The sequence below is a fragment of the Paenibacillus sp. FSL P4-0176 genome, from assembly GCF_037975265.1.
Taxonomy (GTDB): Bacteria; Bacillota; Bacilli; order Paenibacillales; family Paenibacillaceae; genus Paenibacillus; species Paenibacillus amylolyticus.
The window spans coordinates 2,025,220-2,046,025 of record NZ_CP150242.1 but is presented as its reverse complement, the minus strand read 5'-3'; the positions used below and the strand labels follow the sequence as shown (position 1 = coordinate 2,046,025).

The window sequence follows — 20,806 nt, the reverse complement described above, 5'->3', positions numbered from 1 at the left end:
ACCTATGAAAGCACCTCTGATATCGGCTAATCCGGTGCCAAACACCGCCAAGACCAGGATATCGTCTACCCGCCGCTGGTTAAACCTGTTTCTTGTTATTGCGGGCGGAATTCTGGCCTCCGTGGGACTTGAATTGTTCTTACACCCCAATAAAATTATTATTGGAGGCATTACAGGTATTTCCTCACTCTTCGCCCACTGGACCGAAATGAGGATTGGTTTGTTCCTATTTTTATTCAATGTTCCGTTTATATTTCTGTCTTACAAGATTGTGCAGAAGAAATTTGTACTGGTTACTGTTCTAGGTCTGGTTGTCTTTTCGATCGGTGCCATTGTGCTTCATCCCATGCCGCCACTTGTAGAGCATCCGCTGGCTGCTGCCATGTTTGGCGGATTATGCCTCGGACTCGGAATTGGACTCGTCGTGCGGTATGGCGGGACACTGGATACGCTGGAAATCGGTGATCCGTCTTCCCGCCCACCTGAACGTGTGTTTAGCGGAAAACGGATGCTTATCGAAAAAATAATCATGCTGCTTAACTTGTTGATACTGACAGCCGCTGGTGTTGTCTTTGGCTGGGACCAAGCGATGTATTCCGTAATCGCCTACCTTATTGCTTATGAAATGGTGTACATTGCATTCAGGGGCTTCTCTTCCAAACGCAAAGTATGCATATTGACCACACAAAGCTCTCAAGTTGAAAAAGCTGTACGCAAACGGCTACGCCGAGAACCTGGAATTCTGGAAGCCACTTCTGACTCAACACAACTCGCGATGGCGGAAGGATGGATCAGGCAAATCCCGGGTGCACTTTATTATGAGGTACATGTGCTGGAGATGATCTGGTTAAAGTCCATTGTGCGTCACATTGATCCACATGCGGGTATTGTAACGAATCCGGAAAAATAAAAAAACGCTCTCTTCCCCTATGGATGGACAGTATTGTCCACCAAGGTCAGAGAGCGTTTTTTTCTGTTATTATAATTAATTGATATTATAGTTCAACGATAGCTTTGACTACATGTGAATCTGGCAAAAGCCATTGATCTATTGCAGTAGGTAACTCATCAAATTCCACTCGGTGTGTGATATACCCATCCATGCTTAATTTCTTTTGACGCAAGGTCGACAGGACTTGTTCAAAATCTTCACAGGTTGCGTTTCGACTGCCCAGGATGCTCATCTCCCGCTTGTGAAATTCGGGGTCATGAAAGGTAATATCCGCTTTCACCAGTCCTACAAAAATGAGTTGACCACTATGCGCCACATATTGAATGGCCCCATTCATGGAATTCACGTTACCTGTTGCATCGAAGACAGCTGTAGCATAGTCGCCTCCCGTAATTTCAGCTACTTGTTGTACAGCATGTTCATTGGCCTGTACCAGGTCATCCGCTCCAGCCCAAGTCCGGCTAAGCTCCAGCCTGTCCAGATTACGATCAACGGCAATAACACGCGCCCCCGCCTGTTTGGCAAATGCCATCACACCCAATCCAATGGGTCCAGCTCCAATCACAACCACATGCTCACCAGGTTTAATTCCTGCTCTTCTGACGGCATGGGCTCCAATGCTTAATGGTTCTACCATTGCCGTCTCATCCAGTGTCAAACCCTCTGCTGAGAGCAGATGTGAGACAGGCACGTTGATTTTTTCTCTCATGCCTCCGTCTACGTGCACACCCATGACTTGCATGGACGCACAACAATTGGTTTTTCCACTGCGACATGCAATACAGTGACCACAGTGCAGATACGGAATAATACTTACCTGATCCCCAGGCTGTAACCCAGCCTCGTTCGGACCGATTTCTTCAATAACAGCCGCCAGTTCATGACCCAGAACACGAGGATAGGTAAAGAATGGCTGATTGCCTTTGTACGCATGCAGATCCGTTCCACAGATCCCAATCCGCCGAATGGCAACCAACGCCTCTCCTTCTGCTCGTTCTGGTTGAGGCAGGTCCTGGAGCTTCAATTGATCTATTTCTTCACATACAATGGCTCTCATCGTTGCTCCCCCTTGGATGCTTCTGCTGACGTGTTGCTTGGCTTCGTATTATATTCAGGTCGTCCGCTTGACCATGTCTCGTTATGCAATGGAGCCAGAATGCGCAGCACTTCATCCAGCAGGCTCTGATCCAACGGTTCCTCTATCCAGGCTGCATTATTGAGGATATTGCGATGGCTGGCACTGCTCACCAGTGTTGTCGGAATTCGTTCATTCGATGTGGAGAATTGCACGGCCAGCTTGGCAATGTCACTACCTTGTTCTGCACAGAAGCGGGCAGCCTTCAGGCAGAGCTCTTTCACCCGATCGTCTGCCGGATGCCAGGCAGGAGCCCCTCGGGTACTCAACAAGCCCATAGAAAGAGGCGAAGCATTGACGAGGCCAATTTCTTTTTTTTCCAACAGGGGCAATAACGATAATAATGAGGTATCATTCAATGAATAATGACAATACGAGATGATCGCATCCGCATCGATCTGTGGCAGAACCTTCTCGAACAACGGCAAGGGCAATCCACAAATGCCCGCATGTCGTATAACTCCCTGCTCTTTCAGACGCAGCAACGTTGGAAAGGCTTCTTCTACGATGATCTTTGCTGGCACAAATTCTATATCATGCAGGAACAGAATGTCGATATAGTCTGTATGCAGTCGATCCAGGCTCTCTTGCACGCTATCCAGAATCCGCTGACGTGAAAAATCAAACTCATTTTCCCCATACCTTCCGGCTTTGGTTGATAACATATATGAATTTCGCGGCAAGCTGCGGATGGCTTCACCCAACACGGACTCCGCTTTTGTCAGCCCGTAGTAAGGCGAAACGTCTATGTAATTCATCCCCGCATCTACGGCCGCATGTACAGTGCGAATCCCTTCGTCCCGGTCAATGTCACGAAATACAGAACCGAGTGAGGATGCTCCAAAACTCAATACAGGTACGTCCAGTTTCGTCTTGCCAAGTATTCTTCTCTTCATCGGTTTAACCCCTTCCAGCGTGTCTGACTACACAAGTTCCCTTTCATTGTAACAGTTCAATTTCAATATAAAATATCGCCAATTGCGTAACATGTACTGTTTGATGACCTCGAACCGCAGAAAGAAATCAAAAAACCCGCCGTCTCTCCAAACGGAGTAGTCAGCGGGCTTGGCTTCATAAATACTTATCTAACGATCAAAGTTTATAAAGAGTAGTATTGAATTAATTAGAATTAGTTCTGCATTACGAAATCTTCATGTACGGCATTCTCTTCGTCGAACATGCGCACAATCTCGTATCGGGTGTTACGTTGTGCCGGAATATAACCGGACTCTCGAATCAAACGCAGAATGGATTCAATGTTAACTTTGTAAGTTGCACCAGCAGCAGATACAACGTTCTCTTCAATCATCGTGCTACCGAAGTCATTACAGCCAAATTCAAGCGACTTTTTACCGATCTCAGGACCCATCGTTACCCAAGAGGATTGAATGTTCTTGATATTATCAAGTACCAGGCGGCTGATGGCTACAGTCTTCAAGTACTCTTCTGGAGTCTGACGCTCCAGCTTGAGGTTTGTATTATCCGGCTGGAAAGTCCAAGGAATAAACGCCAGAAAACCTTCGGAGTCATACTTGTTCGCAATACATTCGTCCTGAGCTTCACGTACACGGAGCAAGTGTAATGCACGCTCTTCCATCGATTCACCAAGTCCGATAACCATCGTTGCCGTGGTGTTCATACCGATGCGGTGTGCAGTTTGCATAACGTCCATCCAATCGCGCCATGAACCTTTCAAGCGGCTAATTTTCCGACGTGTGCGGTCATCCAGAATTTCAGCGCCACCGCCAGGCAAGGAATCCAGTCCAGCTTCGTGAATGGCACGAACAACTTCTTCCAATGTAAGGCCATCGGATACTTCAACCATTTTCATAATCTCCGCTGGGGAGAAAGAGTGCATCGTGATGTTTGGGAAACGCTCTTTGATGGCTTTCAACAGGTCTGTATAATAGCTGAAAGGCAAGTTTGGATTCGTTCCACCTTGCATCAAAATCTCGGTACCATTCACATCTTCCGTTTCCTGAATCTTCTGGAAAATAACTTCGTCCGGAAGCACATAACCTTCATCCGAACCAGGTCTGCGGTAGAAAGCACAAAAACGGCAGTACACATCACACACGTTTGTGTAGTTGACGTTACGCCCAATTACAAATGTTCTGTATGGTTCAGGGTGCATGCGTTTCATAATGACATTAGCAGCTGCCCCGATTTTGTCCACTTCATTCGATTCAAATAGCTCAATCGTGTCTTCCAAGTCCAAACGTTCGCCCCGAAGGGCTTTATCTAAGATACGGTCTACCGTACTCATCGTAAAAAAGCCTCCCTCATGAAGAGAAATTATATAACGATCCGTCCCAACTTGTTCAAGAGAAGCAAGTTCTGGTGGCAACATCGTATTTCTGTACTCCACATATCGTAACACAGGTTACATGTGAAAAAAAGCACCTTATGTACAGGTGCTTTAAAAATAAGTAAAAATTTTTACATATGGAAAAGAATTAGTTCGAACTTAAGTGATACACATCGGCGTATTCGGGCATCCATTTTTGTTAGGATTCCTGAAGTGCTTGCTCCAAATCTACAATCAGATCTTCGATATCTTCCAGACCTACGGAGAAGCGCAGCAATCCATCTGTAATGCCACGGTCACGGCGAACCTCAGCCGGCATTGCCGCATGAGACATCATCGCTGGGTAGGACAGAATACTCTCCACAGCTCCCAAGCTTACAGCAACAATAGGTAGCTTCACCCGGTTAAGAACTGCTTTTGCACGATCACCTGAACCGACGTCAAAAGAAACGACAGCTCCATATCCTGTGGACTGGCGCTCATGTGCCTCACGGCCCGGATGATCCTCCAGTCCAGGATAAAAGACAGCGGTAATATCACTGCGCTCATTAAGCCATGCCGCCAGTTTGGCTGTGCTCCGTTCACTATGAGCCATGCGAGCCCCCAAGGTTTTCATCCCGCGCATCAAAAGCCAGGATTCTTGTGCCCCGAGTACAGTTCCAAGTCCATTTTGCAGCTGTTTCAGTTGTACGCCAAGTGATTCCGTGCGAGCAACAGCTAACCCTGCAAGTACATCACTGTGACCTCCGAGAAACTTCGTAGCACTATGTACGACGATGTCCACACCAAGCTCAATTGGACGCTGATAGTAAGGTGTCATAAAGGTGTTATCCAGAATCGTGATCAGGTCATGTTCCTTCGACCAGTCAGTTACGGCAGCGATATCCGTAATTCGCAGTGTAGGGTTGGACGGTGTTTCCATATAAACTGCCTTGGTGTTTGGCTTGAGTGCCGCTTTCACTTCATCTATATTGGTCATGTCTACAAAGGTTGTCTCGATCTGCATACGGCTTAATATGGAAGTAAGCAAACGATACGTACCTCCATATACGTCTTCCGTTACAATCATGTGGTCCCCTGCGGAGAACATCATGAACACGCTTGAGATCGCAGCCATCCCCGAAGAATAGGCAAAGCCTCGTGCGCCGCCCTCCAGCAATGTGATGTAATCTTCCAAAGCCTGACGTGTCGGATTACCCGAACGACTGTAATCATGTTGAGGCGGATTGAAGATATCAAAATGATGGAATGTTGATGCTTGGTAGATCGGTACACTGGAGGCTCCAGTCGTTTTGTCAATCTCATCACCAAAATGGAGCAATTTGGTATCAAATTTCAACTCGGAATTGGGCTTGTTGTTGGACTCACTCATGAGTGCACGCCTCCTTCCACTTCCTGTTGTGCAGCTGTCAGAGCATTGCCGAGATCTGCAATCAGATCATCCGCATGTTCAATGCCTACAGAGAACCGGAGCAGACGGTCATCCACACCTACGGCTTCACGAATTTCAAGCGGAATATCCGCATGCGTTTGTACTGCCGGATAAGTCATGAGTGATTCAACTCCGCCGAGACTTTCGGCAAAAGCAATGAGTTTGATATGACGAAGTAATGGTTCAACATAACGTGCATCCTTCACTTTAAAAGAGAAGATACCGGTGTTACCCGTGGATTGTTTATTCTGTATCTCATACCCTGGATGATCGGATAGTCCTGGATGATACACTTCAACCACCGCTGGGTGCTCAAGCAAGTATTTGGCAATAGTAAGTGCATTGTGCTCATGACGCTCCATGCGAAGAGCCAGCGTTTTCATACCTTTCATCAACTGGTAGGAGTCACTTGGAGATAATACGGCTCCAATAGAATTATGCAGGAACGCCATCTCTGCAGATAACGCCTCACCTTTGGTAATAATTAGTCCGGCGAGCACATCATTATGTCCGCCCAGATATTTGGTAGCGCTATGAATGATGATATCGGCCCCCAGTTCAATCGGACGTTGGAAAAATGGAGTCAACAACGTGTTGTCAACAATGGTCAACAGGTTGTAACTTTTCGCCCAGGAAGCAACGGCTTCCACATCGGTGATCATCATCAGTGGGTTGGTTGGTGTCTCAATAAATACAGCTTTTGTATTCGGTTGACGAACCTTCTCCAGTGCTGCCAGGTCATTCGTGTCCACATAACTTGCAGTTACGCCGAAACGGGACAGAATACGTTCCAGCAGACGATAGGTTCCACCATACAGATCCAGCGATACAATCAGATGATCCCCTTGACCAAACATGGCGAAGATCGTTTGCAGCGCGGCCATTCCCGAGCTACAGGCAAAACCTGCATCACCGGACTCCAGCGCTGCGGCAGCTTCTTCCAATACTTTTCGGGTTGGATTAGTCGTACGAATATAATCAAACCCCGTGCTTTGTCCAAGCTTCGGGTGGCGAAACGCAGTGGATTGATAGATCGGAAAGTTAATGGCGCCTGTTACCGGTTCATTAATGGACCCAATTTGTGCTAAGCGGCTTTCGATTTTCAACTTGTTGTTGTCTTCCATTGCTGCATCCTCCTGTAATCTCGATTAGATTTGCGGGCCAATATCGTAAGGTGTTTCTTGATACACATAGTAATTGAGCCAGTTAGAGAATAATAAGTTGGCATGAGCGCGCCAAGTAGCTGGTGGCACACGGGAAGGGTCGTCATTCGGATAATAATGTCTAGGCAATGCGATATCCAAACCTTTGGCTGCATCCCGGTCATACTCCCACTTTAATGAGAACGGGTCATACTCGGCATGTCCTGTGGCAAAAATCTGTTTGCCGTCTTTGGTAGCAACCAGGAAGATCCCCGCTTCCTCGGATTCAGCCAAAATCTCTAAATTCTCATTCTTTTCAATATCTTCGCGTCTCACTTCCGTATGACGGGAATGTGGAACGTTGAATACTTCATCGAATCCACGCAACAATGGAACATGTGGTTTATTAATGGTATGTGGGAAAACGCCAAAACACTTTTCATCAAGTGCAACCTTGGGTACATCAAAATGATGGTATAAACCTGCCTGGGAAGCCCAACATATGTGGAGGGTTGAAGTCACATTGGTTTTGGTCCATTCGAAGATCTCCTGGATTTCATTCCAATAGTTCACGTCTTCGAAATCCATCTGTTCCACCGGGGCACCCGTAATGATCATTCCATCGAAACGGCGGTGCTCAATCTCATCAAAGGTTTTATAGAACAGATCCAAATACTCCTGAGACGTATTCTTCGACGTATGGGATTTGGGATGTACGAGAACGACATCCACCTGAATAGGCGTGTTTCCCACCAGACGAAGCAATTGTGTTTCGGTCGTTTCCTTTGTGGGCATCAGGTTTAATATAGCGATACGGAGTGGACGAATATCCTGCTGATATGCAGAAGTTTCATCCATGACGAAGATATTCTCTCCTTCAAGTACTTCTTTTGCTGGCAGAGTATCGGGTATTTTGATTGGCATAGTAAGTCTAACTCCTCCTTGTGCATAGATAGATGCAGCCACCCCTGGCTTGATATCTTCACATCAATACAGTTATAGACTGCCTTGAGCTTGTAAAAACATTGAATTGCTCTTTCATCCAACGTTACAAACAACCTCAAGTTCCTTAGCGAAAATCACTGCTGAGAAGTCGGGGCATATAACAAAGACCTTCCTCGGATTTCGAGAAAGGTCATATGTAAAAAAGATATGCGCCTCTCTCATCTCTCAGTTACAACAGTGCCACCTGACACTTAGTCGCTGCAAGAATTAGCACCGTGCGGTATACCGCCGGTTGCCGGGTTTCATCGGGCCAGTCCCTCCACCTACTCTTGATAAGATTTCGCTGTATTAGATTGTAATTAAATATGGTTCACCGTCTACTTTATTACATTAATGCCCTCACGTCAAGATGCAGTTCGATGTCTGCTTCCCAGATCGGAACCGTTCATCATCCGTTGTCATAGACTGCCTCAGGGCGCGAAATAGACACATTTTTGCGCTTGAAAGCACCTTGTACCAGCGGTATACTAAACAAGGTGTTATAAACCCTTATGTGAGAGGTGACATATTAAATGGATGGCGACCCGAGGCCTGACTGGCAGCCGAATTCCGACAAACTGCATAAAGAATTAACATCAGCATGCCGGCAGCGGGACGTGACTTCCGTTTGATTATATAGTGAACGCAGCCCTGATCTCCAGGCTCCGCTGCCGACCGGCTGATTTGTTCTTTTTGCGCCCATAATGATAATATCCGCCAAGTTGGCGGGTGCAGAAGGAGTAGATTAACGATGAAAATCCGGTTGGTAAACAACGGTGTATTTATTCCGGTGGACGACATTCAGCAGGCGCTGACTCCACCAGCGGAAGGATTTTACTGGATTGATGCAGACATAGACGATTTGGCGGTACTTCAGCCGCTGTTCTTGATGCATGATCTGGCTGTGGAAGACTGTCTTAGTGACGAAGAACAACGTCCGAAGATTGAAATTTATGAGAACCATTATTTTATTGTGATTAATAGCATTCGTTTTGATGATGAAGAGATATTTCTACGTGCGGTCAACTTATTCCTCGGCAGACATTTCATTATTAGTGTTACCAAGCACAAGGTCAGCGAATTGCGCACACTGAAACCCATCCTGTGGGAACAGGAAATCAGTACACCGGATCGTCTGCTGTATTTGCTGGTTGACTTGATTGTTGATAATTATTTCACCGTAGGTGACCGAATTGAAGCACGGATCGAGAAGCTTGAGGAAGACATTCTGATGCACACCAAAAAGTCACATCTGAATGAAATCATCGGGCTACGCAGTGAGATTCTGTGGCTGAAAAAAGTCCTTGGACCTCAGAAAGAGGTAATTAACACCTTGAATAAAAAAGATCTGCGTCTCATCGATGATCAACTGCAAAAGTATTTCAGTGACATCTATGAGAATGCTGTAAAAATATCTGAAACCTTTGAGACTTATCGCGACCTGATGGGCAACTTGCGAGAAGCCTACCAATCCAGTATTGCGAACCGGGCGAATGAAATCATGCGTGTATTTACCGCCATTACCACGGTCTTCATGCCGCTGACGGTCATTACCGGTATATACGGTATGAACTTTACGAATATGCCCGAGCTTAACTGGAAATACAGCTATTTTGTTGTGATTGGCCTAATGGTTACCCTGGGCCTGAGCATGTTCTTCATTTTCCGCAAGAAAGACTGGGTATGAACTCGTATGAAATAACAAAGACGAAGCGCTCCTCCGGGAGAAACGCCTCGTCTTTTTTCATTTCTGATTATTAACCAACATTCTTCTCTGTCTCTGCGTGCCGACGGAAGCGGATTCGAATCATGCGCAGTCTTTCATAGACCTGCTCCAGACTTCCTCCATCGGGTTTCTCTCCTCCATACACCTTATGTAATACTGGCTTCAGGAACGTATCTCCCAGCTCCTCATACGCACTCCATACGGCCTCTTGTTCGTTCTCTGGCATCACTGCCAGCTCCACATCAAGAAGACAATCGGTGTCATAACCTTCGTGATCCAGTGCCTCTAACAGCTCAACCAACTCGCGTCGGGATAATCCGGATCGATGAACAATCTCCTCTAACGTATACCCTTCCTTCATGCCTTCAAGCACCTGCTTACGCGTGGTGAACTTATCAAGTTCCTGCTTATACTTCTGCTCTCTCTGCTTGTATAACCAACTCTCATACTCTTCTTCCTTCAGCGCCGTGTATACCCAGTCCAGCGGGAATGTCGTTGAACGCTCCAGTCCGGTTGTAATCTCCATCCATTCCGTACCATACTCAGTTGCTTTGCTCTCTCCTACTCCCGGAAGTTGCATCAGTTCATCAAGCGATTGCGGAACAAAGGCACTGATCAAACGCAACAGACGATTCGTTGCAATAAAATACGGTGCCTTCCGGTCAGACACAGCTCTCTTCCTGCGCCATGTGCACAGATCCGTATATAATTGCTCATTGCCGTATAACTCACTGTAACAATGGAGCCGCTGTCCACCATAACTGCGTGACTTCAGATCATCATTCTCATGAAATAACCCCTGCAACTGCGGTCGGTACCCCTCACTCATCTGTATGGCAAGCTGATGACGGTAAATATGAAGCAGCTCCTCCCAAGAAGTCCCTTCATACCAGATGCTGTCCTCACGCTCTCCTTCCTCGTAGCGACTCCATCCCAGCTGCCAACTATCTTCCTCTTCCCCAATCCATAACTGTGCATACTCTGCATTCTGATCTGACATTCTGGACAATCTGTTCATGAAAATGACTTCCATTTTCGTTCCCTCCCTTTGAATATTCAGCTTATACGAGTTAGAGATACTACCTATAGGCAGCACAAAAAAACACCCCTCCTGCAAAATCCATGCAAGAGAGGTGCTTCCTCATTAACCGTACTATGCTGTTGCCCATATCATACCACAATGGTAAAATTCGTCAATCCCTTAATGACCTACTTATTCAATGCCAACTTGGCAAGCGCCAGTGAACCACACAGACCCGCATTGTCACCAAGTCCTGGTGAAACAACATACTGGTCAATGTCGGATTGAAGTGCCGGATGCTGAACGTATCCAGCCAGCAACTCCTGCAGTTTGCTACGAACCATCGGGAACAGGTGCTCCTGCTTCATTACTCCGCCACCCATGACAATTTTCTGCGGAGAGAGAATCAGAACATAGTTCATCAGGGCGTGTGCCAGGTAATGCGCTTCGATCTCCCAAGCTTTATGATCTGCAGGCAGTTCATAAGCCGGTTGCTCCCAACGTTTGTTAATGGCCGGTCCTGCTGCAAGGCCTTCGAGGCAGTCACCATGATACGGACAGAAACCCTCGTATGTATCCTCCGGATGTCTGCGTACAATGATATGTCCCATCTCTGGATGTGACAATCCATGGACCATTTTACCGCCAACCACAGCACCTGCACCAATACCTGTACCCACAGTGATATACAGACAGCTCTCAAGACCTTGTGCAGCGCCCCAGGTTGCTTCTCCAAGTGCCGCACCATTCACATCCGTATCAAATGTCATCGGCACATCAAAATGCTCCTTGAGCTTTCCAATCACGTTATACTGTCCCCAATGTGGTTTAGGTGTTGTTGTGATATAGCCATATGTTGGGCTTCCTTCAATCGGATCAATCGGACCGAATGAACCTACACCCAGAGCTTCAATGCCTTTGCCTTCAAAAAATGAAATCACTTGAGCCATGGTCTCTTCCGGTGTTGTTGTTGGAAAACTTACGCGTTCCAGAACTTCGCCGTTTTCTGTGCCAATACCACATACAAATTTGGTTCCGCCTGCTTCAATTGCGCCTAAGATCGTCATGTTAGTCACACTCCCAAGTTAGTTTAAAAAGGAATTCGAATTGCTTTACTTGATGACACGATAATTACCCTGCTACTTGTTCTCCAGCTTGGACAATCGTTTCATTAACGTTTGCCTCCAGCTGTCTGACAGCGCAGGAATAGCCAGCAACGCCTGAATACCTTCGACAGTTTCTTTCCCCTGATGCATGATTCGATTGGCTTCAAGAACCGTCATTGAGGCTGGATCGGTGCTGATCCGTCGAAATATCGATGAAGGCCTTACCTCACCTTCTTGCAGTACACGAAAGTAAAAGCCGGTGTATCCACTCTCCTGAAAATAAACAGGCAGCTCCTTATAGTCATACCTCGCACCCAGCTTGAAGCAAGGTTGTCTGGGCTGACTGACCTGCACTGTGGCTTCGCCCAACTCGTACACATCACCAATCCGTACGTCTTCTTCGGCACAACCTTCAACCGTCAGATTTTCTCCACAAGCTCCCCAATCCAGCCTGCGATCCATCAGTTGTTCCAGCGCCGGATAACGACTGTAATCGTATACACAAACGGCTTTGTCAGGGCCGCCATGATGCACCAGATCCGCCTGCGCGTCCCCTGTCATTCCAGTGAATGACAGGAAAACCGCGTCGGATACAGGATGTTTCACAATGCCGCTCAGCACTTCACGCTTCTGCCCAGGGAGCGGCTGCGGCAGTCCTACATTAATGGCCAGAACAGCTGTATTGCCCTCCCCTGGCTTTCGATCAGATGTGAGTGTCATTTGCGTCATACCTCCCATAATCACTTTCTTTTAACGCACAGAGCCGCCAAATACGAGTGTATTACTCAATAGCCGACCTGGAGAAGTCAGCATTTTGCCACCGGCATACATACCCGAGGAAGCACCGCCATCCAGATTCATGGCCTGTTTGGCGCCAAGCTTCTGCATCACCGCTGCCCACTCCTTGATTGTTGCTCCGGAAACGGTAGCCAGCATAACAGAACCGTCCGCCATAATCGCAATACCACTTCTGGCTCCGGAAGCATTAAGAATCTTGGCATCCTTGAAACCTTCGCTCGTCGGATTGACAGCTACCTTGCCGTCTTTTACCAGACGGGGTCCTGCCCCAACAACAGTCACTACATCTTGCCAAGGGATCTCTTTGCCTGCTGCGTTCGTATACTTATAATTCATTTCTACGGTCGAACCAACGGTGAAACGGTCCGAAGAAGACTTCTGATTACCTGTGAAGACCAGTACCGAGCCATTCTTAGGAATCGCTACATTTGTATTGGGCACTTTTTTGGTCACGATACCTTTCTCCATGACAACCGCAGTGCCACCTTTGAACCCAACTGTGGCACCTCGTTCAGGCGTATACAGCATCGTAATGCTTGCGTTCGCTGAAGGTGTTCGATTAATAAAGGTCGCATACCAACTGCGTGATTTACCTTTTGTATCCGTTACTTTACCTGTCAAACTCACCTGAAGTGAATCCATGATCGCCGAGCCGTCTTCCTTAAATCCGATGGATGTTCCGTATCTTCCAATATGTATGACCTTACCATTTGCTATTAACATACCGTATGGATCTGGTGCTCCGTTATATGCTTCAAAAAATGCTCCGTTAATGGCTGCTTGCGCACCATAGGCTTTCACAATCGATGGCAATGTTGCCGTCTGGCCAACTTGCTTCTTCGCGAGTCCCACGGTAACCGGTGTTCCCTTTGGAATGGAAACGGTCTGTACGGTAAAATTACGTCCTGCTGCTTTTACTTTCTGTACTTTGGTGCTAATTGCTGCTTTAGCATCCACTGTCTGTGGTGCACTTACTGCTCCCGAAAGAATTACGGGCAAGGCCAGGACGAGGGCCATAGCCCCTGTCCACCACTTTTTGCCTGTTCGTACGTTATTCATGTTGCTCACCCTATTGCCACTCCCATCCAAGAGCCAAGGCTCTTCATCTCAAGTTGTTCAAACTTGTCCATCACCATATCCGGATCAAGACGCAATTCACAGATATCCAGCGCACAGGCAACCGGAACAGCACAATGAATCTCTGCCAGTTTGCGGGACAAATGAAGCATGTCCAGATCATTCTCAATCTTGTTACGCACCGAAGGGGTCAGTTTATCCATGTTGCTCAGAATCCCTTCAATGGAGCCGTATTCCTGTACAAGCTTCAACGCTGTTTTCTCACCAATTCCCCGTACTCCGGGATAATTGTCGCTGGCATCTCCCATCAGACCCTTCATGTCAATCACTTGACGAGGTGTCAGTTGTTTCTCAGCCATGAGCGTTTCAGGGTTGTACACCATGTAGTTGCCATGGCCTTTTTTCATAATAATGATACTTGTGCGGTCATTGATCAGTTGCAACATGTCGTGGTCACCCGTCAGTACCATAACATTCATATCGGTCTCTTCGGTATAATACTTCGCAAGCGTCCCGATGCAATCGTCGGCTTCGAATCCTTGTGCACCTATATTCGGAATACCCAGGCTATCCATGACTTCACGAATCAGAGCAAATTGGGGAATCAGGTCATCCGGAGCTTCGGCCCGGTTGCCTTTGTAGGCTGCATATTCTTCACCGCGGAACGTCTTACCGCCCATATCCCAACAACATACGACATGACTTGGCCCAAAAGTCTGAACCGCATCCCAGAAATAACGGATAAATCCGTAGACTGCGTTGGTAGGCAATCCTGCTTTTGTACGTCTGATATATCCGCTTGCAGATGTCGCATAAAAAGCACGGAACAACACCGCCATACCGTCTACCAGCAACAAAGTAGGTTCATTACGTTGATTCACTTGAATTTGTTCTCTCCTATCTAAATCTAGCATTTAAAATACGAAACTAATTCTATCATTATAGCATAGTTCCGCCAACCATCGTTCAGCCAAAAAAGCCCTGAATTTTGAACAATTCAAGGCTGATATTCAGCGCGTTTATGCGTTATTCCATTCCTGCTCATACGTTTCTTCCTTGAATCCAACCGTCACCTTTTCTCCATCCGTAACGATCGGACGTTTGATGAGACGACCATTGGAAGCCAACAAACGAATCTGTTCATCAGCGGACATGCCGGGAAGCTTGTCCTTCAGTTGTTGTTCTTTGTACACTTCCCCACTCGTATTAAAGAACTTTTTCACTTCGAGCCCGCTCTTTTGGATGAGTTCTGTTAGTTCAGATTCTGAAGGCGGTGAGTCAAAAATAGGGATTAACTCCAGCTCATGTCCTTGAGCTTCAAGCCATTTTACAGCTTTGCGGCATGTGCCGCATTTGGCATATTGATATATTTTCAAGTTACTCATGTATGTGTTCCTCCTAGTGTGTGGCTCCGGTTTCGACTTCTCGCTTCCCTTGGTTTGCTTCGCAAATCCAAAAGTCGCTCCAAATCGATACCATCGCCATGCAATTTTACTGACTTTGGCGAATGAGATCAAAAACACACATTCGCTATATTTTTTTGGGTCAAGACTTTACTACTTTGCTTTAATCACTTTAAAAGCATTTTAAAGTTTGGACATGTTAACAGATTTATTATGAAATTGGTAAACATCAATAGATTAAACCATAATGATTAGCCTACGGCATGCTGTTCGGGTGCATTAAGCATTCCTCACAAGGGTAAGACAAACAGCGTTGAACTCCAAACAGGACAGGCCGTGCAGGAAACTGCGATACGAGGTGCAGATCTAAGGGACTCGTCGCAGCTTCCTACAGCTCTTCTCTGGGAGCTGCCTCATCATTCAAACGCTTCTCCAGCGCGGCCATATCTGCTGGAAAAGGAGCTTGAAACGTTATGCGTTCCTTTAGAATTGGATGTTCAAACGTCAATTCACAAGCGTGTAATGCCTGGCGTTCGATCCAGGTATCCCGTTCTTCTCGAACAGCCATGGTCTGCTCATCGATCTCATGCACAGGTAGTGTCTTGTACATTCGATCACCGATTAATGGACAGCCGATGGACGTCATATGTACCCTGATCTGATGGGTTCTGCCACTTTCCAGCTTGAGGCTTATCGCACTGGCGCTGCCCCCTGACCAACGTGTTAAGGTTGTGTACAACGTTCTTGCAGCGTAACCATCAGGTGTTACGATTCGGCGGTGTGGCTCTTCAGGATCGCGATCGATCGGGCCATCTACTGCCCCTTGTTCCGGGACAGGGCTGCCGTGCACAAGTGCAATATATTTCTTGTCTACTGTTCCAGCGATCATCTGTTCAGAGACATGCTGATGCACATAAGGGTTCTTGGCTATTGCGAGCACACCTGACGTTTCCTGATCAAGTCGATGAATCGGTCTGAACCGGAAACGCTCGCCCTTGGTTTTCCAGTAATGAACAACGCCATTTGCCAAAGTCCCCGTGTAATGTCCATGTGTTGGATGAACGATGATGCCCGCATCCTTGTTGACAATAAGCAAGTGCTCATCTTCATACAGAACGGTAAATGGAATAGGCTCAGGCAAAATATCATCCGATTCCTCTTGCTCCATCCGAACTTCAACGACATCACCCGCAGCTACCTTGACGCTAATGTACACGCGCTCTCCATTAAGCATGACACCTTGCTCCGTCAGCTTAATTTTGGACAAAAGCTTACGCGACACCAGCAGCCGCCGCTGAAGCACGGTCTTCAGCAGCCAGCCATCTTCTTGTTCGGTCACCGTGTAGACAATCGGCGAATAATACTGGCTCATTCTTTGCGGCGGAAGACTTTTTTGCTCCGCACATATTCAATATCGGCCACCTGTTGTCTCGCGTTGGCCGTCCGTGCAACCACGAAGAAATAATCAGACAGTCGGTTTAGATACCGTCGTACAGACGGATTAATATCTGTATGTTGTCCAAGTGTTACCGTGCGACGCTCTGCGCGACGACATACAGTACGGCACACATGAAGAGCAGAAGACAGCTGACTGCCACCAGGAATAATGAATCGTTCCACTTTTGGGTTCTCTGCATCATACTGGTCGATCCATTGTTCCAGACGTGTGACCATTTCATCTCTCACCTTATATTTGGTCTCACTAATCTTCACAAAGGCCAGATCCGACCCGCAATCAAACAGTTCCTGCTGAACTTCCAACAGGTGTTCACGCAGATCTTCAAATTCCCCTTGAGCCGAGTCAATAAGGCTGATCGCCTGGCCTACAAAACAGTTCAACTCATCAATCGTACCATAAGCCTCAACTCGGTCATCATCCTTGATGACGCGTCCACCGATGACCGAAGTCTGTCCTTCGTCACCTGTTCGTGTATATATGCCCATCGTTATCCCTCCAATTGGTAATATAATAATGAATACGGGAATGCCATTTTTTCAGAAACCCGTCTATCGCTTTACACGTATATAAGAATTGGTGTGCTCTGCCGAGTATACGACAAATCAAAGGAAACCAAAAGTAAAGGAGACGATTATGCAAAACTGGATAACCGATTTCATGGAACAATACGGCTACATAGGCATTGCACTCATTATTGCTCTTGAGAACGTATTTCCCCCGATTCCATCCGAAATCATCTTGCCGTTTGGCGGATTCATGACCACCTATACCAGTCTCACTCTTCCAGGAGTTATTATCGCCGCAACTATTGGTTCTGTCTTTGGTGCTGTGATCCTGTATGGTATTGGTCTACTCATTGACGTCGAACGGCTTGAGAAAATTGTGGAACGCTGGGGACATGTTCTGCGCATCAAAAAAGAGGATATTCACCGTGTCGACGCATGGTTTGACAAATATGGCATGTGGACCGTATTATTCTGCCGAATGGTTCCCCTCGTTCGTAGTCTTATCTCCATTCCCGCAGGCATGTCCAATATGAAATTTGGTTTATTCCTTCTCTTTACAACCATTGGTACATTGATCTGGAATGTCATTCTTGTCTGCGTTGGTGCTGCGCTTGGCGCATCATGGGAGAGCATTTTGCACTTTATGGACGTCTATTCCATTGTAGTGTATGTCATTCTGGCCATCATTGTCATCGGATGTATCATCTGGTGGATCAGACGTAGCAAAAAGCAGAAATAAAAAGGATAGTTTATTAAATAAAGCCTCCTCGCCACCAATTCGTGGTTAAGGAGGCTTCTTTATGTCACCCGTTTATGTCATCTCGCTATCGTTCATCTTCATTTCGCATGCCCTGACTTTTAAGATCGATAGCCAGACCAGATACCAGCAAGTACATCTTTTCAGCATGTATCTGCAGCATCCGATTAACCGAAGCCATTCTCGCTGTAAATATTCGTTCTTCCTCGGTAGGATGCAATGTGCCATGCATTTCATTGGTAATCACAAGCAACTTCCCCTGATAAGACAATAATGCATCAAGCAAAAGCTGTGTCTCTGAACGCTGATGATCCAGATCCTCTGTTGCCCTGAAACCGGCAGCCATCCAGGAGGTCAGACTGTCTACAATTACAATTCGCTGATCCGCCAAAAACAGATTGGATTCCCGATTAATCTGGGTGATCACCTCTGTCAGATGCTGACCGTTCCCGGCATGAATGGCACGATAATGAGCGGATGGCAATTCGGGAATAACGGGATCATGATCACCGGTGGATAAATATACACCCTCCCGGCTAATCCCGGCTGCGTACTTGAGGGCAAACCGGGTTTTACCACTACCTATGCCGCCTGTGACCGTAATCAGCAATCCGCTTCCCTCCTTCCATAGCCATTCTGAATTTTCTTTACTCTGTCAGCGCCTTCAGCACTTTTTTGGATTCTTCGACATTGGAAGATGACACTGGAATCGTGGCAAACAAATTGCTCGCAGCATATTCTACATCTTTAAACATTTTCATATCTTCGAGCGGAATGCCGTAAAGATGTGATTCTTGCTTGATGTCTGAACCTTCATCTCCTTCACCCTTCTCTACCAATACTCCACCCTCAAATACACCCCGTTCAAACTTCTTGGGATCAAAAGTATCATCCAGCGGAACATTGGAGCCATTACTTCCGTATTGTTTCATGTCGGACTCAGGCAAAATAAAGATATCATGTCCTCCAGCCGCATACTCTACCATAATTTTCTGAACATCATACATCGCGCTGGTGATCACTTCTACCTTGGGTTCCTCGCCCAGTTTCTGTTGCAGATTGGACTGTAACTGCTCTGAGATTACAGATGGATTTCCTTGGTTATCAATGATGAATATGGAAAAACCATCTTTACCTCCACAACCAGCAAGCAGAAAAACGATAGAAATGATTGCAGTAAGCCCCCAAAATCTCTTCATTCCAGTTCCCCCTTTAGTCTCCTATGTCCAATATATCACAATTGTTCCACGCAAAAAAATAACCTGGCTTATTGGAGGATCACCCTGCCTTTACACACAAAAAAAGAAGACCTTCTCAGGTCTCCCTTTCTTTACTTTCTATTCGATTAATGAAACGTTTCAATCCAGCATAAACGTTATTTTGCTTTAATCGGGTTAGCCTTCATATATTCATTAATCTTTAAATCCAGCAAACTGCTGATCTCAATTACAATATCGGATGTGAATGATTTCTCTTCGAGGAAGATCTGTTCCATCTTGCGACGAAGCATATGAATTTCATCTTCCAAGGAAATGTCATGCAAAGATGCGTTATCGGGTTTCACCGACCATCGGTCGCCATGATCGCCTTCTGCCAGATAGTGCCCACGATTCGTCGGTAAATCATATTCAACACAAAACAAAGCTAACCCCTCCTTGGAAAAATGGTTTCCAAATTTATGAAAACTTATTTCAAATTGAAATTATATCACATTATTTTGTAAAAGAAAGTTATTTTTTCCCAATGATAAAAATGTAACTTTTGTAAAAAGATTCTACTTTAGTATTAACCCTCTTTTTGCAGTTTGTAAACAAAGTTTCCGATTCGTTCCAAAGCTTCATTTAATTGGGTTACAGAAGTAGCGTAAGAACAACGCAAGAAGCCTTCACCCTGAGGGCCAAAAACATTGCCCGGAACAGCAGCCACTTTATTCTCCGTTAACAATCGCTCAGCAAACAGGTCTGAACTCATACCCGTCTTTTGAATGCTCGGGAATGCATAGAATGCTCCCTGAGGTTCATGACAATCAAGTCCAATATCTCTGAAGCCCTGCACAATTAAACGTCTACGCTGATTATACGATTCTACCATCCGATCTTTCTCACCCAAACCATTTGTCAACGCCTCAAGTGCAGCAACCTGACCCATGGCCGGCGCACACATTACCGTATACTGATGGATTTTGAGCATGGCTGCAATAAGCTCAGGATGACCACACATGTAACCGATCCGCCAACCTGTCATTGCAAAAGCCTTCGAAAATCCGCTTACGAGAATGGTCCGCTCCTTCATGTCAGGGATAGCTGCAAAACTAACATGTTTTTGCGTATACGTCAATTCAGCGTAAATTTCATCCGCGATCACAATCAGATCATGCTTTTTAATCACTTCAGCAATAGGCAGCCACTCTTCATACGTCATGATGGCTCCAGTCGGATTACTCGGATAACACAGAATAACCACTTTCGACTTCGGTGTGATACCAGCTTCAAGTGCTTCGGCCGTTAACTTGAACTGATCTTTCGCATAGGTATCAACACCAACTGGTATACCGCCACCGATTGAAGCGATTGGTGAATACGCCACGTACGAAGGTTCAGGAATGAGAATCTCGTCACCAGGTACGATTAATGCGCGCAAAGCCAAGTCAATCGCTTCACTGCCACCCACCGTAACAATAATCTCATCCTTGGGATCGTATTTGGTATCAAACTGAGTATCCAGATATTCACTAATGGCTTCTCTCAACTTCGGCATACCTGCGTTGGATGTGTAACTGGTCATACCTCTTTCCAGCGAGTATACACAAGCTTCACGCATATGCCAAGGGGTAACAAAATCAGGTTCACCCACACCCAAAGTGATAATATCCTTGTTGTCTCCAACCAGATCAAAAAATTTACGAATTCCGGATGGAGGTATCTGCTGCACGAGGGGTGCCAGATAAGATGTCATTTTCTTGTTGTTCCCGGTTGTCTGTTCATTCACTATCATGACACA

General features: G+C 46.3%; 21 protein-coding genes and 1 riboswitch. Of the genes, 3 read left to right on the top strand and 18 right to left on the bottom strand.

Annotated features, from left to right (window positions below; translation table 11 throughout):
• The first annotated feature begins 4 nt into the window (after positions 1–4).
• Positions 5–910, top strand: coding sequence for a YitT family protein (locus MKY95_RS09555; RefSeq protein WP_051447155.1), 906 nt, complete (start codon positions 5–7; stop codon positions 908–910).
• An 85-nt stretch (positions 911–995) separates the two neighbouring features.
• Here the strand turns inward: MKY95_RS09555 and MKY95_RS09550 are convergent, their stop codons facing one another.
• The 6 genes from MKY95_RS09550 to metA all read right to left on the bottom strand — a co-directional run bounded on the left by MKY95_RS09550 (position 996) and on the right by metA (position 7,893).
• Positions 996–2,009, bottom strand: coding sequence for a zinc-binding alcohol dehydrogenase family protein (locus MKY95_RS09550; protein WP_076252422.1), 1,014 nt, complete (start codon positions 2,007–2,009; stop codon positions 996–998).
• Positions 2,006–2,983 (bottom strand): aldo/keto reductase, encoded by a 978-nt coding sequence (locus tag MKY95_RS09545; RefSeq protein WP_076318312.1) that lies wholly within the window; start codon positions 2,981–2,983, stop codon positions 2,006–2,008. Before MKY95_RS09545 ends, MKY95_RS09550 begins: the two co-directional genes overlap by 4 nt.
• Positions 2,984–3,216: 233 nt before the next feature.
• Positions 3,217–4,353: a cyclic dehypoxanthinyl futalosine synthase gene (gene mqnC, locus MKY95_RS09540; protein ID WP_047844209.1), complete on the bottom strand. Its 1,137-nt coding sequence runs from the start codon at positions 4,351–4,353 to the stop codon at positions 3,217–3,219.
• Between the two features lie 241 nt (positions 4,354–4,594).
• Positions 4,595–5,767: an aminotransferase class I/II-fold pyridoxal phosphate-dependent enzyme gene (locus MKY95_RS09535; protein WP_036669808.1), complete on the bottom strand. Its 1,173-nt coding sequence runs from the start codon at positions 5,765–5,767 to the stop codon at positions 4,595–4,597.
• Positions 5,764–6,951 (bottom strand): PLP-dependent transferase, encoded by a 1,188-nt coding sequence (locus MKY95_RS09530; RefSeq protein WP_076327044.1) that lies wholly within the window; start codon positions 6,949–6,951, stop codon positions 5,764–5,766. The genes MKY95_RS09535 and MKY95_RS09530 overlap by 4 nt, the downstream gene beginning before the upstream one ends.
• Before the next feature lie 24 nt (positions 6,952–6,975).
• A complete protein-coding gene (metA, locus tag MKY95_RS09525) occupies positions 6,976–7,893 on the bottom strand; it encodes a homoserine O-succinyltransferase (protein ID WP_036610071.1) in 918 nt (305 codons plus the stop codon).
• A 236-nt stretch (positions 7,894–8,129) separates the two neighbouring features.
• Positions 8,130–8,253: riboswitch (SAM riboswitch) on the bottom strand.
• 451 nt (positions 8,254–8,704) lie between these two features.
• On the opposite strand from metA, the gene corA reads away from it, so the two are divergent.
• Positions 8,705–9,640 (top strand): magnesium/cobalt transporter CorA, encoded by a 936-nt coding sequence (gene corA / locus MKY95_RS09520; RefSeq protein WP_036669804.1) that lies wholly within the window; start codon positions 8,705–8,707, stop codon positions 9,638–9,640.
• Positions 9,641–9,710: 70 nt separating this feature from the next.
• On the opposite strand, the gene MKY95_RS09515 is transcribed toward corA, so the two are convergent.
• The 8 genes from MKY95_RS09515 to MKY95_RS09480 all read right to left on the bottom strand — a co-directional run bounded on the left by MKY95_RS09515 (position 9,711) and on the right by MKY95_RS09480 (position 17,028).
• Positions 9,711–10,712: an HRDC domain-containing protein gene (locus MKY95_RS09515; RefSeq protein WP_339198418.1), complete on the bottom strand. Its 1,002-nt coding sequence runs from the start codon at positions 10,710–10,712 to the stop codon at positions 9,711–9,713.
• A gap of 176 nt (positions 10,713–10,888) precedes the next feature.
• Positions 10,889–11,767, bottom strand: a complete 879-nt coding sequence (locus MKY95_RS09510) for an ROK family protein (protein WP_047842269.1) — start codon at positions 11,765–11,767, stop codon at positions 10,889–10,891.
• A gap of 72 nt (positions 11,768–11,839) precedes the next feature.
• Positions 11,840–12,526, bottom strand: a complete 687-nt coding sequence (locus tag MKY95_RS09505; RefSeq protein ID WP_339198414.1) for an MOSC domain-containing protein — start codon at positions 12,524–12,526, stop codon at positions 11,840–11,842.
• A gap of 30 nt (positions 12,527–12,556) precedes the next feature.
• Positions 12,557–13,663 carry a phosphodiester glycosidase family protein gene (locus MKY95_RS09500; protein WP_339198412.1) on the bottom strand — a complete coding sequence of 369 codons (1,107 nt, stop codon included), beginning with the start codon at positions 13,661–13,663 and terminating at the stop codon, positions 12,557–12,559.
• Positions 13,664–13,668: 5 nt separating this feature from the next.
• Entirely contained in the window at positions 13,669–14,562 is an 894-nt protein-coding gene (locus tag MKY95_RS09495) for a 5'-3' exonuclease H3TH domain-containing protein (protein WP_017689620.1), read from the bottom strand.
• A gap of 138 nt (positions 14,563–14,700) precedes the next feature.
• A complete protein-coding gene (locus MKY95_RS09490) occupies positions 14,701–15,066 on the bottom strand; it encodes an arsenate reductase family protein (protein WP_047842267.1) in 366 nt (121 codons plus the stop codon).
• 406 nt (positions 15,067–15,472) lie between these two features.
• Positions 15,473–16,456 (bottom strand): RluA family pseudouridine synthase, encoded by a 984-nt coding sequence (locus MKY95_RS09485; protein ID WP_339198408.1) that lies wholly within the window; start codon positions 16,454–16,456, stop codon positions 15,473–15,475.
• Entirely contained in the window at positions 16,453–17,028 is a 576-nt protein-coding gene (locus MKY95_RS09480) for a cob(I)yrinic acid a,c-diamide adenosyltransferase (protein WP_036610088.1), read from the bottom strand. The genes MKY95_RS09485 and MKY95_RS09480 overlap by 4 nt, the downstream gene beginning before the upstream one ends.
• A gap of 148 nt (positions 17,029–17,176) precedes the next feature.
• Here MKY95_RS09480 and MKY95_RS09475 point away from each other — a divergent pair, with 148 nt between their 5' ends.
• A complete protein-coding gene (locus MKY95_RS09475) occupies positions 17,177–17,788 on the top strand; it encodes a DedA family protein (RefSeq protein ID WP_036669798.1) in 612 nt (203 codons plus the stop codon).
• Positions 17,789–17,873: 85 nt separating this feature from the next.
• Here MKY95_RS09475 and MKY95_RS09470 read toward each other — a convergent pair whose 3' ends face one another.
• From MKY95_RS09470 to MKY95_RS09455, 4 genes are all read right to left on the bottom strand, one after another.
• Positions 17,874–18,416, bottom strand: coding sequence for a bifunctional adenosylcobinamide kinase/adenosylcobinamide-phosphate guanylyltransferase (locus tag MKY95_RS09470; RefSeq protein WP_017689625.1), 543 nt, complete (start codon positions 18,414–18,416; stop codon positions 17,874–17,876).
• Between the two features lie 37 nt (positions 18,417–18,453).
• Positions 18,454–19,005: a hypothetical protein gene (locus MKY95_RS09465; protein WP_339198404.1), complete on the bottom strand. Its 552-nt coding sequence runs from the start codon at positions 19,003–19,005 to the stop codon at positions 18,454–18,456.
• Between the two features lie 176 nt (positions 19,006–19,181).
• Positions 19,182–19,448 carry an aspartyl-phosphate phosphatase Spo0E family protein gene (locus MKY95_RS09460; protein WP_017689627.1) on the bottom strand — a complete coding sequence of 89 codons (267 nt, stop codon included), beginning with the start codon at positions 19,446–19,448 and terminating at the stop codon, positions 19,182–19,184.
• A gap of 143 nt (positions 19,449–19,591) precedes the next feature.
• Entirely contained in the window at positions 19,592–20,800 is a 1,209-nt protein-coding gene (locus tag MKY95_RS09455; RefSeq protein ID WP_047842264.1) for an aminotransferase class I/II-fold pyridoxal phosphate-dependent enzyme, read from the bottom strand.
• Between the last annotated feature and the right edge of the window lie 6 nt (positions 20,801–20,806).

What these genes read in the sequence shown, in the direction of transcription:
- mqnC (WP_047844209.1), bottom strand. Translation starts at nt 4,353, where the DNA reads ATGAGTACGGTAGACCGTATCTTAGATAAAGCCCTTCGGGGCGAACGT.
- MKY95_RS09515 (WP_339198418.1), bottom strand. Translation starts at nt 10,712, where the DNA reads ATGGAAGTCATTTTCATGAACAGATTGTCCAGAATGTCAGATCAGAAT.
- MKY95_RS09530 (WP_076327044.1), bottom strand. Translation starts at nt 6,951, where the DNA reads ATGGAAGACAACAACAAGTTGAAAATCGAAAGCCGCTTAGCACAAATT.
- MKY95_RS09455 (WP_047842264.1), bottom strand. Translation starts at nt 20,800, where the DNA reads ATGATAGTGAATGAACAGACAACCGGGAACAACAAGAAAATGACATCT.
- MKY95_RS09475 (WP_036669798.1), top strand. Translation starts at nt 17,177, where the DNA reads ATGCAAAACTGGATAACCGATTTCATGGAACAATACGGCTACATAGGC.
- MKY95_RS09535 (WP_036669808.1), bottom strand. Translation starts at nt 5,767, where the DNA reads ATGAGTGAGTCCAACAACAAGCCCAATTCCGAGTTGAAATTTGATACC.
- MKY95_RS09545 (WP_076318312.1), bottom strand. Translation starts at nt 2,983, where the DNA reads ATGAAGAGAAGAATACTTGGCAAGACGAAACTGGACGTACCTGTATTG.
- MKY95_RS09555 (WP_051447155.1), top strand. Translation starts at nt 5, where the DNA reads ATGAAAGCACCTCTGATATCGGCTAATCCGGTGCCAAACACCGCCAAG.
- MKY95_RS09465 (WP_339198404.1), bottom strand. Translation starts at nt 19,005, where the DNA reads ATGAAGAGATTTTGGGGGCTTACTGCAATCATTTCTATCGTTTTTCTG.
- MKY95_RS09500 (WP_339198412.1), bottom strand. Translation starts at nt 13,663, where the DNA reads ATGAATAACGTACGAACAGGCAAAAAGTGGTGGACAGGGGCTATGGCC.
- MKY95_RS09550 (WP_076252422.1), bottom strand. Translation starts at nt 2,009, where the DNA reads ATGAGAGCCATTGTATGTGAAGAAATAGATCAATTGAAGCTCCAGGAC.
- MKY95_RS09480 (WP_036610088.1), bottom strand. Translation starts at nt 17,028, where the DNA reads ATGGGCATATATACACGAACAGGTGACGAAGGACAGACTTCGGTCATC.
- MKY95_RS09485 (WP_339198408.1), bottom strand. Translation starts at nt 16,456, where the DNA reads ATGAGCCAGTATTATTCGCCGATTGTCTACACGGTGACCGAACAAGAA.
- metA (WP_036610071.1), bottom strand. Translation starts at nt 7,893, where the DNA reads ATGCCAATCAAAATACCCGATACTCTGCCAGCAAAAGAAGTACTTGAA.
- MKY95_RS09510 (WP_047842269.1), bottom strand. Translation starts at nt 11,767, where the DNA reads ATGACGATCTTAGGCGCAATTGAAGCAGGCGGAACCAAATTTGTATGT.
- corA (WP_036669804.1), top strand. Translation starts at nt 8,705, where the DNA reads ATGAAAATCCGGTTGGTAAACAACGGTGTATTTATTCCGGTGGACGAC.
- MKY95_RS09490 (WP_047842267.1), bottom strand. Translation starts at nt 15,066, where the DNA reads ATGAGTAACTTGAAAATATATCAATATGCCAAATGCGGCACATGCCGC.
- MKY95_RS09505 (WP_339198414.1), bottom strand. Translation starts at nt 12,526, where the DNA reads ATGACACTCACATCTGATCGAAAGCCAGGGGAGGGCAATACAGCTGTT.